The organism is Roseisalinus antarcticus (assembly GCF_900172355.1).
Taxonomy (GTDB): Bacteria; Pseudomonadota; Alphaproteobacteria; order Rhodobacterales; family Rhodobacteraceae; genus Oceanicola; species Oceanicola antarcticus_A.
The window spans coordinates 1-13107 of record NZ_FWFZ01000018.1 but is presented as its reverse complement, the minus strand read 5'-3'; the positions used below and the strand labels follow the sequence as shown (position 1 = coordinate 13107).

13 protein-coding genes are annotated in these 13107 nt (G+C 65.7%); 12 read left to right on the top strand and 1 reads right to left on the bottom strand.

The window, feature by feature from the left end; genetic code table 11:
* Positions 1-36 precede the first annotated feature (36 nt).
* Genes ROA7023_RS15105 through ROA7023_RS15080 form a run of 6 tightly spaced genes read left to right on the top strand, consistent with a single transcriptional unit; the run spans position 37 to position 6004 of the window.
* Positions 37-762 (top strand): ABC transporter ATP-binding protein, encoded by a 726-nt coding sequence (locus ROA7023_RS15105; protein WP_200812531.1) that lies wholly within the window; start codon positions 37-39, stop codon positions 760-762.
* A complete protein-coding gene (locus ROA7023_RS15100) occupies positions 759-1487 on the top strand; it encodes an ABC transporter ATP-binding protein (RefSeq protein ID WP_085879876.1) in 729 nt (242 codons plus the stop codon). Before ROA7023_RS15105 ends, ROA7023_RS15100 begins: the two co-directional genes overlap by 4 nt.
* Complete coding sequence (locus tag ROA7023_RS15095) at positions 1487-2365, top strand: branched-chain amino acid ABC transporter permease (protein ID WP_085879875.1); 879 nt, start codon at positions 1487-1489, stop codon at positions 2363-2365. The genes ROA7023_RS15100 and ROA7023_RS15095 overlap by 1 nt, the downstream gene beginning before the upstream one ends.
* A complete protein-coding gene (locus ROA7023_RS15090; protein ID WP_085879874.1) occupies positions 2362-3399 on the top strand; it encodes a branched-chain amino acid ABC transporter permease in 1038 nt (345 codons plus the stop codon). Before ROA7023_RS15095 ends, ROA7023_RS15090 begins: the two co-directional genes overlap by 4 nt.
* A gap of 34 nt (positions 3400-3433) precedes the next feature.
* Positions 3434-3907: a (2Fe-2S)-binding protein gene (locus tag ROA7023_RS15085; RefSeq protein ID WP_085879873.1), complete on the top strand. Its 474-nt coding sequence runs from the start codon at positions 3434-3436 to the stop codon at positions 3905-3907.
* Positions 3908-3910: 3 nt separating this feature from the next.
* Positions 3911-6004 (top strand): molybdopterin cofactor-binding domain-containing protein, encoded by a 2094-nt coding sequence (locus tag ROA7023_RS15080; protein ID WP_085879872.1) that lies wholly within the window; start codon positions 3911-3913, stop codon positions 6002-6004.
* An 8-nt stretch (positions 6005-6012) separates the two neighbouring features.
* On the opposite strand, the gene ROA7023_RS15075 is transcribed toward ROA7023_RS15080, so the two are convergent.
* On the bottom strand, positions 6013-6768 hold the full coding sequence (locus tag ROA7023_RS15075) for a sulfite exporter TauE/SafE family protein (RefSeq protein WP_159458542.1): 756 nt from the start codon (positions 6766-6768) through the stop codon (positions 6013-6015).
* A gap of 255 nt (positions 6769-7023) precedes the next feature.
* Between ROA7023_RS15075 and ROA7023_RS15070 the strand changes: the two genes are divergently transcribed.
* The 6 genes from ROA7023_RS15070 to ROA7023_RS15045 all read left to right on the top strand — a co-directional run bounded on the left by ROA7023_RS15070 (position 7024) and on the right by ROA7023_RS15045 (position 12942).
* Complete coding sequence (locus ROA7023_RS15070; protein ID WP_085879870.1) at positions 7024-8106, top strand: NAD(P)-dependent oxidoreductase; 1083 nt, start codon at positions 7024-7026, stop codon at positions 8104-8106.
* A 66-nt stretch (positions 8107-8172) separates the two neighbouring features.
* Positions 8173-8958 (top strand): glutathione S-transferase family protein, encoded by a 786-nt coding sequence (locus tag ROA7023_RS15065; protein ID WP_085879869.1) that lies wholly within the window; start codon positions 8173-8175, stop codon positions 8956-8958.
* 64 nt (positions 8959-9022) lie between these two features.
* Positions 9023-9832 (top strand): ABC transporter ATP-binding protein, encoded by an 810-nt coding sequence (locus ROA7023_RS15060; RefSeq protein ID WP_085879868.1) that lies wholly within the window; start codon positions 9023-9025, stop codon positions 9830-9832.
* A complete protein-coding gene (locus ROA7023_RS15055) occupies positions 9829-10710 on the top strand; it encodes an ABC transporter permease (protein WP_085879867.1) in 882 nt (293 codons plus the stop codon). The genes ROA7023_RS15060 and ROA7023_RS15055 overlap by 4 nt, the downstream gene beginning before the upstream one ends.
* Before the next feature lie 33 nt (positions 10711-10743).
* Positions 10744-11778, top strand: a complete 1035-nt coding sequence (locus ROA7023_RS15050; RefSeq protein WP_085879866.1) for an ABC transporter substrate-binding protein — start codon at positions 10744-10746, stop codon at positions 11776-11778.
* Positions 11779-11859: 81 nt separating this feature from the next.
* Positions 11860-12942, top strand: a complete 1083-nt coding sequence (locus ROA7023_RS15045) for an alpha/beta hydrolase family protein (RefSeq protein WP_085879865.1) — start codon at positions 11860-11862, stop codon at positions 12940-12942.
* Positions 12943-13107: the final 165 nt, after the last annotated feature.

Genomic DNA, 13107 nt, shown 5'->3' with positions numbered 1-13107 from the left:
TGAACTGAAGGGCCGGGCATGCTCGAGGTCAAGAATATGAGCAAGCGTTTCGGCGGCATCCGCGCCGTCGACGATTGCAGCTTCACCGTCCGAAAGGGCGAAATAACCGCGCTTATCGGGCCGAACGGCGCCGGCAAGACAACGGCGTTCAACTGCATCAGTCGGACCATGGCGCCGACGTCCGGCGAGGTCTGGCTTGATGGCGAGCGGATCGACGGGTTGCGGCCGCATCAGATCACCCGGCGCGGGCTGTCGCGCACCTTTCAGATCTCGCGCAACCTCGCCGACATGACGGTTCTGGAAAACGTCATCTGCCAGTCGCGGACCGAAGGCTGGCGCGACATGTTTCGCCCCGCGCTCAGCGAGGCGGAGATTGCCAAGGCCATGGGTATCCTCGATTTTCTCGGCATCACCCGGATCGCGCAGGAGGACGGGTCGAACCTGAGCTACGGCCAGAAGAAGCTGATGGACCTCGCGGCGCTGCTGATGAGCGACCCCAAGATCATCCTGCTGGACGAGCCCGCGGGCGGCGTGAACCCGACCCTGCTGGAGGAGATCGTGGGCCATATCCGCGAGCTCAACGCCAAGGGCCTAACCGTCCTGATCGTGGAACACAACATGGAGCTGATCATGCGCCTGTCCGACCGTGTCGTCGTGATGGCGCAGGGCACCGTCATCGCCGAGGGCACCCCCGAGGAGGTCCGCGCCGATCCGGCCGTGCTCGATGCCTATCTGGGCGGTGTATTGGAGGCTGAGGAATGAGCGAGCTTCTCGAAGTCAAGGATATCGTCGCGGGCTACGGCGACGGTCCGGCGATCCTGAACGGGGCCTCGCTGACGGTGCAGCCGGGCAAGGTGCATTGCATTATCGGCCCCAATGGCGCGGGGAAATCCACCCTGCTCAAGGCGATCTGCGGAATGCTGCCGGTGCGCTCGGGCAACGTGCGCTTCAAGGGCGAAAGCCTTGCCGGGTTGCGGCCTGACCAGATCCTGCAGAAAGGCATCTGCTTCGTGCCGCAGGAACGGGCGCTGTTTCCCAAGATGACCGTACGCGAGAATCTGCGGATGGGCGGCTTTTCCCTCAAGGATCAGTCCGATCTGGAACGCCGCGTCGACGAGATCGAAGAGCAGTTCCCGATCCTGAAGGAGCGCCGCGACCAGCACGCCGGCACCATGTCGGGCGGCCAGCAGCAGACGCTGGCCATGGCCCGCACGATGATCCTGCGGCCCGACATCGTCATGCTGGACGAGCCGTCGCTGGGCCTCGCACCCAAGATCGTGCAGCAGGTCTTCGACATCATGAAAGTCATGGCCGACACGGGGATCACCATCCTGATCGTCGAGCAGAACGCCCTTCTGGGGCTGCGGAATGCCGATTGGGGGCTGGTGCTCGATCTCGGGCGCAGCCTTTTCGAGGGGCCCGCGAACGACGTGCTGGAAGATGACCGGATCCAGGAATTGTACCTCGGCGGAAAGAAGGTGGCGTAATGGCCGATATCATCCAGATCGTTGTGCTCGGGCTGGCCCTGGGCGGGGTCTATGCCCTCATGGGCTCGGGGCTGAGCCTTGTGTTCGGGGTCATGCGGATCGTGAACCTCGCCCATCCCTCGCTGATCATGGGCGGCGCCTATGTCGCCTACTGGGGATTTCGTCTATACGGGGTCGACCCGCTGATCGCCCTGCCCGTCGCCGCGATCATCCTCGCCGCGACTGGCGTGCTGCTCTACAAGCTGATCTTCGAGCGTGAGGCGAAATCGGCGAAATATTCCGAGATGACCGTGCTTCTGACCTTCGCGATCGCGATGATCGTCGAGGGCGGGCTGGCCACGGCCTTTACCAACACCCAGCGGGTGACCTCGCCGGGCTATGCGACGGATGCGTTCTTCATCGGCTCGGTCTTCATTCCCAAGGGGCAGCTTTACGCGGGCATGGTCTCGCTCGCGCTGATCGCGGCGCTGGCCCTGTTCCTGAAGTATTCGCGCTTTGGCTACGCCATCCGCGCCACGACCCAGAACCGCGAGGCGGCAGAGCTTATGGGCGTCAACGTCAACATGGTGGGGCTCGTTAGCTTTGCCATCGGGATCGGCCTGGCCGGTGCGGCGGGGGCGCTGGTGTCCTTCGTCTTCTCGTTCTTTCCGTCGAAACACTGGGAATGGGTCGCCGTGCTGATGTCGCTGGTGGTCCTGGGCGGCATGGGCTCGATCCTGGGCACGGTGGTGGCGGCCTATGTGCTGTCGGTGCTGGCGGCCTTCGTCGGCTATTTCTTCGGCGCGACCTGGTCGGTGCTGACCTTTTACCTGGCGCTGTTCGTCGTCCTGCTGGTGCGTCCGCAGGGCCTGTTCGGCGAAAAACCGGAGATGGCATGATGTCGAACATCGGTGAAACGAGCGATATTCTCGCACAGCGCAAGACCTACAATGCCGGCCTCTCGCAGGTGTCGGACAAGTCCCGCGCGACCTGGTTCCCGCTGCTTCTGCTGGCGCTGCTGACCGCGCTGCCGGCGCTGCAACTTGTGGGCAACTACAACTATCTCATCCACCTGGTGCTTTATACGCTGTGCTACGTGGTGATGGCGTCGGGGTGGAACATCCTGGGCGGCTACGCGGGGTATATCTCGCTGGGGCACAACGTGTTTTTCGCGGTGGGCGGCTATTTCGCGGGCATGGTCTTTGCCCGGCTCGGGATCTCGACGATCATCATCGCCCCGATCGCGGGGCTGGTCGCCGCGGCCCTGGGCTATCTGATCGGGCTGATCACGCTGCGGGTGCGGGGGCCGTCCTTCATCATCTCGTCGCTGGCGCTGGTGATGATCTTCCGCATCGCCTTCGAGAACTGGCATTTCGTGGGCGGCGCCGCGGGCGTCTCGCTTCAAGCCAACGATATGGACGTTCAATGGGCGAAGCTGCCGTATTACTACGCCTTCCTCGCCATGGCGGCCTTCGCGCTCTGGGCCTCCTACCGCATCAGGCATTCCAAGTTCGGCCTGGGCCTGCGCGCGATCTCGAAGGACGAGGTCAAGGCCGAAAGCGCGGGGATCGACACCCGGTTCTACAAGGTGCTGGCCTGCGCGATCTCGGCCTTCTTCGTCGGCATGGCGGGCGCTGTCTGGGGCGAGTATCTGACCTATATCCGGCCCAATATCTTCCTGGTGATCCTGATCTCGGTGAACATGGTGCTGATGTGCATCCTCGGCGGCAAGGGCACCGTGGCGGGCCCGGCGCTGGGCGCGGTCCTGATCGTGGCGTTCAACGAATTCTTCGTGGCGACGCTGGGCGCCTCGGCGGTGAACATCATGGCGACCGGGGTCATCATGGCCGTCGCGCTGATGTTCTTTCCCAACGGGATCATCGGCACATTGGCCAAACATCGCAAACTGCCGCGCATCCTGAACTGGGACTAGGCGCCGAGCGGGACGCAACAGCAAGGAGGTCCGCTTGGGATCTGCGCATCTTACAGTGAACGGCACCGTGGTCGCGCTGACCGCCGAGGCCGACACACCGCTTCTCTATGTCCTGCGCGATCACCTCGGGCTGCAGGCCACGCGGGTCGGCTGCGGCGAAGAGACCTGCGGCGCCTGCACGGTGATCGTGAACGGCACCGCCCGGTTCTCCTGCACGCTGCCCCTGTCCGAGGTCGAGGGCGCGGCGGTCGAAACGGCGGAGGGGCTGGTGTCCGACGGCGCCCCGCACCCGCTTGCGGCGGCCTTCCAGGCGCATCAGGCGGCGCAATGTGGCTATTGCCTGCCGGGCATCCTGATGCGGGCCAAGGCGCATCTCGACGCGGGCGGGGCGGCGGACCGCGCCAGCCTTGCCGCGGCCATCGACCCCAACCTCTGCCGCTGCGGCACGCATCTGCGGATCCTTGCCGCGTTGCAGGACGCGGCGCGGACGATGCAGGCAGGAGACTGAACGATGGCGCCGATCAATCCCGGGCTGACCACGGCCCCGCTCGTGTCCGACTGGATCGCGGCACAGGCCGACGGCACCCTTTCGATCCGCAGCGGGCGGTCGGAGCTGGGGCAGGGGGTCCTGGCGGCATTCGCGCGGATCGCGGCGGTGGAGCTCGATCTGCCATTGGACAGGCTCGTGATCTGTCCGCCGGACACCGCGGCCGCGCCCAACGAGGGCTTTACCGCGGGCAGCCTGTCGATGACCCAGGGCGGCAAGGCGATCCGGATGGCCACCTCGGCGCTCCGGACGCTCTGCCTCGCCGAGGCCGCGCGGCGGCTGGGATGCGCGGCCGACGAGCTTGCCGTCACGGCGGGCGAGATCCTCAAGGGGGGGGCGCCGACCGGCCTGTCCCTCGTGGCGCTCGCGGGCGAGACGGACCTGCGCCAGCCGGTGACGGATCACGCCGCCCCCAGGGCGGCAGGTGCGCATGCCGAGGTATCGGATCATCGCGACCTGACTGCCCAGCTCGTCGGGGCGCCGTTCCTGCACGATCTCAGGATGGAGGGGATGTTGGTCGGCCGCGTCCTGCATCCGCCAAGCCCGCAGGCCAGTCTCGCCGAACCTCTTGACACCGAGGCGCTCCGGGCGCGGCCCGGCGTTGTCGAGGTCGTCGTCAACGGCCGCTTCATCGGCCTGATCGCCGAGAGCGAGGCCGCGGCGATCAAGGTCGCCAACTGGGCCGCGGATCGCCTCTCCTGGACCGCGCAAGAGCCTCCGGAGACGAATGTGGAGCGGCTATTTGCCCAGAGCAACGCCCCGGTGGAGCGCCTGTCCGAGGACGGTGAGAGCCTGCCGCAAGGCCCCGCGCAGGTCGACTTGACCTCGCGCCGCGGGTTCCTGACCCACGGCTCTATCGGCCCGTCCGCCGCGATCGCCCTGTGGTCGCAGGACGCGCTGGAAGTCTGGTCCCATACGCAGGGGGTCTTTCCGCTGCGAGCGGCCATCGCCTCGGTCGTGGGCCTGCCGGAAGACGCCGTGCGGGTGCGCCACGTTGCCGGAGCGGGGTGCTATGGCCACAACGGGGCCGACGACGCGGCGCTCGACGCGGCGCTTCTGGCGCGGGCGGTGCCGGGTCGTCCGGTGCGCGTGCTGTGGTCGCGGCGGGATGAATTCACCGTGGCGCCGCTTGGCGCGTCGATGGCGACGCAGGCGCGGATCTGGACCGGGGACGACGGCCGGATGACGGCGATGCAGGTCAGCGTGACCAGCCCGCCCCATGCCATGCGCCCCACCAGTTTCGGCGCGCCCTGCCTCTATTCAGCCCAGCTGCTCGACCCGCCCATTGCGATGCCAGAGCCGCAGGACCTGCCCGCGGAACGCGGCGGCGGGGCGGCCCGCAACGCGCGGCCGCTCTATGACCTGCCCTCGGTGGCGGTCGACCGCAAGCTGGTGACCGGCCTGCCCTGGCGGACCTCTTCGCTGCGCGCACTCGGCGCCCATGTGAACGTCTACGCCATCGAAACCGCGCTGGAGGCCGCCGCCATCGCCGCCGGGGCGGACAGTTTCGCCTATCGCCGCGCCCACCTGACCGACCCCCGCGCCATCGCGACGCTCGACCGGCTCGAGGAGATGTCGGCGGACCTGCGTGGCGGCGGCGAGGATCAGGACTGGGGCATCGGTCTGGCCCGCTACAAGGGCACGGCCGCCTGGGCCGCGGTGCTGGCGCGGGTGACGCTCGACGACGAGGTGCGCGTCAGCGATGTCCGCGTGGCGGTCGACATGGGCGAGATCATCTCGCGCGACGGGGCGATCAACCAGATCGAGGGCGGGGTGCTGCAGTCGCTCAGCTGGACGTTGAAGGAGAAGATCGACCTCGACGGCGCGCGTGTCGGCACGGCGAGCTGGGCCGACTACCCGATCCTGCGGTTCTCGGAGGTGCCCGAGGTCACGGTCAGCCTGATCGAGCGGCCCGGGGACATGGCGCTTGGCTGTGCCGAAGCGGTCCAGGGCCCCACGGCCGCTGCGGTCGGCAATGCGGTTCAGCGTCTGACCGGCTGTCATATCCCGGATCTGCCGATGCGGCGCGAATCGCTCATCGCGGCGCTCTCGGCCTGACGGCACCCTCAAGCGATTGCGCGCCAGAACAGGCGCACTGCCAGCACCGAGATCACCGCCAGGATCAGCCAGTTGAATTGCTCGCGGCTCAGCCGTGATCCGACGTAATTGCCCACCGGGAGCATCGCGAGAATCGGCAGGATCGCCAGACAACTGAGCCCGATCAGCGGCAGGGAAAGCTGACCGCTGGCATAGAGCGCGGGCAACTGGACGGTGGACGTGGCCAGAAACACGATCGAGATGGTGACGATAAACAGGTCCCGCTGCAGCCTGAGCGTGTTCAGGAACGCAAGGGCCACGGGGCCGGACATCCCCAGCGTGCCCTGCATGAGGCCGATGACCACGCCCATCGGCACGGCGATCTTCCCGAACACCCTCTCCGACAGGGCGAATTGCGGAGAGCTCAGCCGGAAGACCACATTGGCGAACAGCAGAAGCGCCAGGCACAGCGACAGGACATCGCTGCTCAGCCGGGTCAGCAGGTAGGTGCCGATCAGGACGCCCGGCAGCGTGCCGATGGCAACCACCAGCCCCTTGCGGGTCTCCCGGCGGTCGGTGGTGTGCTTGTAGATCTGCCAGACATTGATGACGATGTTGGGCACCAGCATGATCACGATGGCGTGTCGGACATCGAAGATCGACGCGATCACCGGCACCGCCACCAGCGGCGCCCCGGCACCGGTCGCCCCCTTGAGAAGGCCGCCGAGGGCAAGCCCCAGAACGACAAGGGCAATCTGGTAAAGTTCGATGGGATAGTCAGTCATGTCGGGCCTTTGCAGTGTCGCCGGTGTCATGAACCGAGAGTCGGCACAGGTCGAGCATGCAAACGATTGCGTCATTTGTCCAGTGACGAACGGCAATCGCCGCGCCCAATCCCTATCCGGGCTGGTCGACGACCTGAAGACTCTTTGTTGCTTGACGCTTGACACGCCTTGCGCAAGCTGAATAACGTCTACGCAACCGATTGCACAAAGTCACCGTGCTGCTTCGTCCGCGATGGGGCGGCACGTGCCTTTTGAATGCATCGGGGGCCGGACAGGCGGAGTGCTCAGGTCTGTCAGGGTGACGGCGCTCGCGCAAAGGGGCGGGACAGGTCCTGGCCCGCTCGGATGAAAAAGAAGATGGAGAGCTTCGCTATGACGAAATTGACGATCGGATGGGTTGGCATGGGCCGTATGGGGTATCCCATGGCCGAACGGCTTGTGAAAGCTGGCTACGACGTGAAGATCTGGAACCGGACCCGATCGAAGGCAGAGCCGCTGGCCGCCGCCGGGGCCACCCTTGTGGACAGCCCCAAGGATCTGGCCGGCGTGGACGTGTTCTGCACCATGGTCTCGACCGGCGCGGACGTCGAACAGGTCTATTTCGGCGAGAATGGCGTGCTCAGCGGCGAGACGTCGCCCGGCATTCTTGTCGACTGGTCTTCAATCTCGGTCGATCAATCCGCCGATCTGCGCGAGCGGGTGAATGCCCGCGGCTCGGAATTCATGTGCTCGCCGGTCTCCGGCAACGGCAAATGCGTCAAGTCCGGCAAGCTGAGCGCCGTGGTCTCGGGCCCCGCCGATGTCTTTTCGAAGGTCGAGGACATCATCGGGACGGTGGCCGCCAACGGCGTGTCCTATGTCGGCGAGGGCGAGTTGGCGCGGTTCTGCAAGATCGCCCACAACGTCTTCCTCGGCGTCGTGACCCAGAACCTCGTCGAGATCACCGTCCTGGCGGAAAAGGCCGGCGTGCCGCGCACGGCGTTCCTCGACTTCATGAACAATTCGGTCATGGGCTCGATTTTCACCCGCTACAAGACGAATGCGCTGATCAACCTGGACTGGACCACCACGTTCACGCCCGAGCTTCTGCGCAAGGACCTCGACCTCGGCCTCGCCGCCGGCCGCAAGCTGGACGTGCCGATGCCGGTGACCGCAACCACCCGCGAGGCGCTGCAGGCGCATTTCGGAATGGCGCATCTGAAGGACGATCCCGACGCCTATCTCGCCAAGGATTTCGCGGCGATCCTCGAGACCGTCGCCCAGCATGCCGGCCTCGAACTGAAAAGCGAGGAGACCCCCTATCCGACCGGCCTGGAGGTCGCCGAAGCCGCCGAATAAGGCCGCCTTGCCACACCTGGACCGGGCTGTCCGCGGCCCGGTCCGCACTCTGGGAGGAGTTCACACGTGACCGACATCACCCTGCACAACGCGCCGCAATCCACTTGCAGCCAGCGGGTGCGCTATGCGCTTCATGCGAAGGGTCTGACCTTCGACGAGATCAAGCTGGACCTGTTCTCGGGCGATCAGCTCAAGCCGGAATATCTGGCGATCAACCCCAATGGCGTCGTGCCGACCATGGTCCATGACGGCCGGGTCATCACCGACAGCGCCGTCATCCTGGAATATCTCGAGGACGTGTTTCCCGACGTCACCCCGATGCGCCCGACCGACCCGGTCGCGGCGGCCGAGCTGCGCGCGATGATGCGCTTCGTCGACGAGGTGCCGACGCCCGCGATCCGGATCCCGTCCTACAACCTCGCGTTCCTGCCCCATTTCCAGGCCATGTCCGAGGAGGAATTCCAGGCGCTCTGCGACAGCAAGCCCCTGCGCCGCGAGTTCCTGATGAAGATGGGTCGCACCGGCTTTTCCGAGGCGGACATGAACGAGGCAATGGGCCGGCTCAAGCGGGGCGTCGAGCGGATGGCCAGTTGGCTGGACGCATCTGGCGGGCCGTGGATCCTCGGGGCCGACATCAGTTTGGTCGATCTGTCGATCATGCCGGTCATCGTGCGCATGGCCGACATCAACCTTGACACCGTCTGGGCCGACCATCCGGCGATCGGCACCTGGCTGGACGCGATCCGCGACACCGAGGCCTACCGGGCGACCTATTACCATGGCTCGCTTCTGACCGAGAAATACCCCCACCTCGCGTCCCTGCGCGCGGAACGGGACAAGGCGGACGCCTGACCATCCACCGGCCGCGCGGGCCAATGTCGCGGCGGCCGGACGATCTGAAATCGAAGAGGGCGAGATGAACGTGAAACCCGACATGACCATCGCAAGGAGTGAACGCGGAATGGATACGGCGCCGGCGATTATCGAGGCCCGCAACCTCGGGATGACCTTTGCAGGGGGGAGCGTTGTCGCGCTGGAAGACGTCAACTTCGACGTCAAGCCGGGTGAGTTCATCTCTCTGATCGGCCCGTCCGGCTGCGGGAAATCCACGCTTTTGCGGCTGGTGGCCGGGTTGCTGCGGCGTAGCGGCGGCCAGATGGAGGTGCTCGGCAAATCGGCCGGCACCCCGCGCGAAGAGATCGGGATGATGTTCCAGAAGCCGACGCTGCTGGCCTGGAAGAACGTGCTCGACAATGTGATCCTGCCCAAGACGCTGACCACGGGGGCGACCGACAAGGACCATATCAAGGCGCTGGAGCTTCTGCATCTGGTCGGCCTGGAGGGGTTCGAGTTCTCGTATCCCAACCAGCTTTCGGGCGGCATGCAGCAGCGCGTGGCGCTGGCCCGGCTCTTGAACACAGGCGCCGAAATCCTGCTGCTGGACGAGCCCTTCGGGGCGCTTGACGAATTCACCCGCGAGCGGCTCAACGTCGAATTGCTGCGGATCCAGCGGGACCTTCAGGCGACGATCCTCTTCGTGACGCACAACATCCAGGAGGCCGTCTTTCTTGCGGACCGGGTGTTCGTCATGACCCCCCGCCCCGGCCGCCTGACCGAGATCGTCGAGGTCGACCTGCCCCGGCCCCGCGACATCAGCATCACCAAGACCGAAGCCTTCAACAATCTCGCCTTCAAGGTGCGCGACATCCTGGGAGCCAGCATATGACCACCGAAGCAGACACCGGCCTTGCAGCCGAGGACGAGACGCAATCCCGTGGCATTCCCCACTGGGCCCAGCACCTGCTGGTCTTCTCCATTTTCATCGGCATCTGGGAAGCGGCGGTCCAGTTCAACTGGGTCTCGGCGCTGATCCTGCCGTCGCCGTTTGCGGTCGTCGTGGCCTGGTGGGACCTGTCGATCAGCCGCGGCCTGATCTGGTCGCATTTCGGCGTAACCCTGACCGAGGTGCTCGTCGGTTTCTCCGTCGGGGCGTCCTTCGGCGTCACCATCGCCGTGCTCAGCGTGCTCAGCGCGACGTTCCGGCGGCTTGTCTCGCCCTACATGGTCGCGCTGCAGGTCACGCCCCGGATCGCCATCGCGCCGATCATCGTCGCCTGGCTCGGTTTCGGGATGGAGCCGAAAATGGCCATCGCCGCGATCATCTGCTTCTTCCCGATCTTCATCAACTCGCTGACCGGGCTGATGCAGGTCGACGAGGAGAGCCTCGAGATGTTCAAGTCGATGCGCGCCAGCCGCTGGCTGATCTTCCGTCACCTGCAGTTGCCCGGCGCGATGCCGGTGATCATGGCGGGTTTCAAGACCGGCATCTCGCTGGCCCTGATCGGCGCCATCGTGGGTGAATTCGTCTCGGCCAGCGAAGGCCTGGGCGTGCTGATCCAGCGATTCAGCTTCCAGCTGCAACTGCCTCAGGCGTTCGCCTGCCTGATCATGCTGACGGTGATGGGGCTGCTGCTCTATGGCACCGCGACCTTTGCCGACCGCCAGATCGTCTTCTGGCGGCACGAAGACCTGATGACAAAAATCTCGCGTCGGATGCGTGCGCGACACGCCGGATTGCTCAAGGCAATGAAGCCTGCCGAGTGACCGACGGACCATAGCATCCATAGGGAGGACCTGATGAACAAGACTCTTACCGCAATCGCCACGGCATGCACCTTTGCCCTTGGCGCCCCCGCAATGGCGCAGGATCTGCAAGAGATCGACGTGCTCACCCCGCTGCCGCGCCACACGGCCTGGTATCCGCTTCTGGTGGGCGAGGCGCTCGGCTACTTCGCCGACGAAGGCATCTCGGTGGAACTGGTCAATGGCGGCGACCTGCCGGCAACCGCGTTCCTCGAGAACGGCCAGGTGCAGCTTGCCGCGCTCGACCCGTCCGAGGTGATCCTCGCACATGAGCGGGGCTTCGACTTCGACGTGGTCTACGAGGTGATGCACAACGCCGTCGAGGGCATCTTCGTGCTCGAGGACAACGAGGCGGCCTCGCTGGCCGATCTGGGTGGCACGACCATCGGCATCGTCGGCGAAAGCGACCGTGGCCTGCTGTTGTCCGCGCTTGGCCATGCCGGCCTCAGCGAGGACGACGTGACCATCGCCGTTCTGGGCGAAAGTGCGCCGCTGCTGGCCAACTCGCTGAGCAACGGCCAGGTATCGGCCGTCGTGGGCGCGATCTCCGACTTCGTCGCGATCCGCTCGCAGGGCATCATGATCCGGTCGGTTCTGCCGGACGAGATGAGCAAGATGCCGGCCAACAACTTCGCCGTCCGCGGTGACAGCATCGGCGGAGAGAACGAAGAGCTGGTGCAGGGCTTCCTGCGGGCCTGGGCCAAGTCGTCCTACGCCGGTCTCGTCGATCTTGAGACCACCCGCGCCATCGCGATGGAGGCCGACCCCGAGAACTGGATCAACGAAGAGCTCGGGACGATCTTCCTGCAGGCCGCACAGAACCTGCACCGTCCCGAGGCCGACGTCTTCGGCGATGTGCGCCACGAGATCTGGTCGAGCGTGATCAGCGAGATGGTCGATGTCGACATGCTCGACGCGACGTTCCCGGCCGAAGAGATCCTCAACGATCACTACCTGGCCGCCGCGAACGATTTCGACCACGCCGAGGTCGAGGCCGACGTCGCCGCCTGGAAAGCCGAGAACATGTAAACGCCATCGCGGGGCGGCCCGGATCCGTTCGGGCCGCCCCGTCTACCTGCCAAGTAGTTCAATTTGAAAAGGCGCCGTCAGATGAGCGCACCGACATCCGGAGCGGTCGATCCCAGAATCGTCTCTGCCGCCGCCCATTGGTCCCACAGATTCGTCTCCAACGGCGTGCCGCTTGCGGATTTCCAGGACGTGACCGGAAGCATCACCCGGTGGGAGGACTGGTGCAGCGCCTGGACTGACCGCGGCGCCGTCCATGAATCGCTTGGGGACGCGTCCCTCGACCGCGGGCACCGGCTGAGCGCCGGAGAGCATTACACCACCGCCGCCGTCTGCCACCATTTCGGCAAGTTCCTCTTCGTGCATGACCGCGAGCAGATGCGCGGCACGCACATGCGCGCGGTCGCCGCGCGGCAAAAGGCGCTTGCCCTGATCGACTGCCCCGGCGAGCGGGTGGAGATCGACTGGAACGGTCACACCCTGGCCGGGATCCTGCGCAAGCCCGCGGGCGTCGCGCGGCCGGCGCTTGTGATCATGGTCATGGGACTCGATTCCGCCAAGGAAGAGATGCATTCCAACGAAGAGGTCTTCCTGCGCCGCGGTCTCGCGACTCTCAGCTTCGATGGACCGGGCCAGGGTGAGGCCGAATACGACCTGCCGATCCATCCGGCCTATGAAGAGCCCGTCGCCGCCGTCGTCGATTATCTCGCCACGCGCAAGGACATCGACGCCGACCGCCTGGCCGTCTGGGGCGTCAGCCTCGGCGGCTATTACGCGCCCCGTGCCGCGGCTTTTGTAGACCGGTTGTGCGCCTGCGTCTCGCTGACCGGGCCGTTCGACTTCGCCGAGGCCTTCGACCGGGCGCCGCCGCTGACGCGGGAGGCCTTCATCGCACGCAGCTTCGCCGCCGGAGAGGAGGCCGCCCGCGAGGTCGCCGCCCGCATGACGCTGGAGGGCGTCGCGGGGCGGATCCGCTGCCCGGTCTATATCGTCGGCGCTGCCCTGGATCGCGTTCTGCCGGCCGATCATGCCGGGCGCCTGGCGCGGTCGGTCGGCGGCGAGAGCGTGCTGAACATGATCGAGGACGGCACCCACGTGGCGAACAATCGTCCCTACAAATATCGCACGCAGGTCGGTGACTGGCTCGCCGATCTGCTGGCGACCTGACCGCACCACCACTCATCCCATCTGACGAAGGAACACAGCATGTCCCGCGCATTGATGCCTAATCTTTTGACGCCTCAGGATCTTGAGCCCAACTGGGAGTGGCGCGAGCGCCTACCTGCTTGGGGTCATTCGTCTGTGGATTTCGAACGCCGGATCGACCATGAC

Bases quoted from the DNA above. Each gene is read 5' to 3' on its own strand.
- ROA7023_RS15080 (WP_085879872.1), top strand. From the start codon at position 3,911: ATGGCGCCGATCAATCCCGGGCTGACCACGGCCCCGCTCGTGTCCGAC.
- ROA7023_RS15095 (WP_085879875.1), top strand. From the start codon at position 1,487: ATGGCCGATATCATCCAGATCGTTGTGCTCGGGCTGGCCCTGGGCGGG.
- ROA7023_RS15060 (WP_085879868.1), top strand. From the start codon at position 9,023: ATGAACGTGAAACCCGACATGACCATCGCAAGGAGTGAACGCGGAATG.
- ROA7023_RS15070 (WP_085879870.1), top strand. From the start codon at position 7,024: ATGCATCGGGGGCCGGACAGGCGGAGTGCTCAGGTCTGTCAGGGTGAC.
- ROA7023_RS15055 (WP_085879867.1), top strand. From the start codon at position 9,829: ATGACCACCGAAGCAGACACCGGCCTTGCAGCCGAGGACGAGACGCAA.
- ROA7023_RS15105 (WP_200812531.1), top strand. From the start codon at position 37: ATGAGCAAGCGTTTCGGCGGCATCCGCGCCGTCGACGATTGCAGCTTC.
- ROA7023_RS15090 (WP_085879874.1), top strand. From the start codon at position 2,362: ATGATGTCGAACATCGGTGAAACGAGCGATATTCTCGCACAGCGCAAG.
- ROA7023_RS15075 (WP_159458542.1), bottom strand. From the start codon at position 6,768: ATGACTGACTATCCCATCGAACTTTACCAGATTGCCCTTGTCGTTCTG.
- ROA7023_RS15100 (WP_085879876.1), top strand. From the start codon at position 759: ATGAGCGAGCTTCTCGAAGTCAAGGATATCGTCGCGGGCTACGGCGAC.
- ROA7023_RS15050 (WP_085879866.1), top strand. From the start codon at position 10,744: ATGAACAAGACTCTTACCGCAATCGCCACGGCATGCACCTTTGCCCTT.
- ROA7023_RS15045 (WP_085879865.1), top strand. From the start codon at position 11,860: ATGAGCGCACCGACATCCGGAGCGGTCGATCCCAGAATCGTCTCTGCC.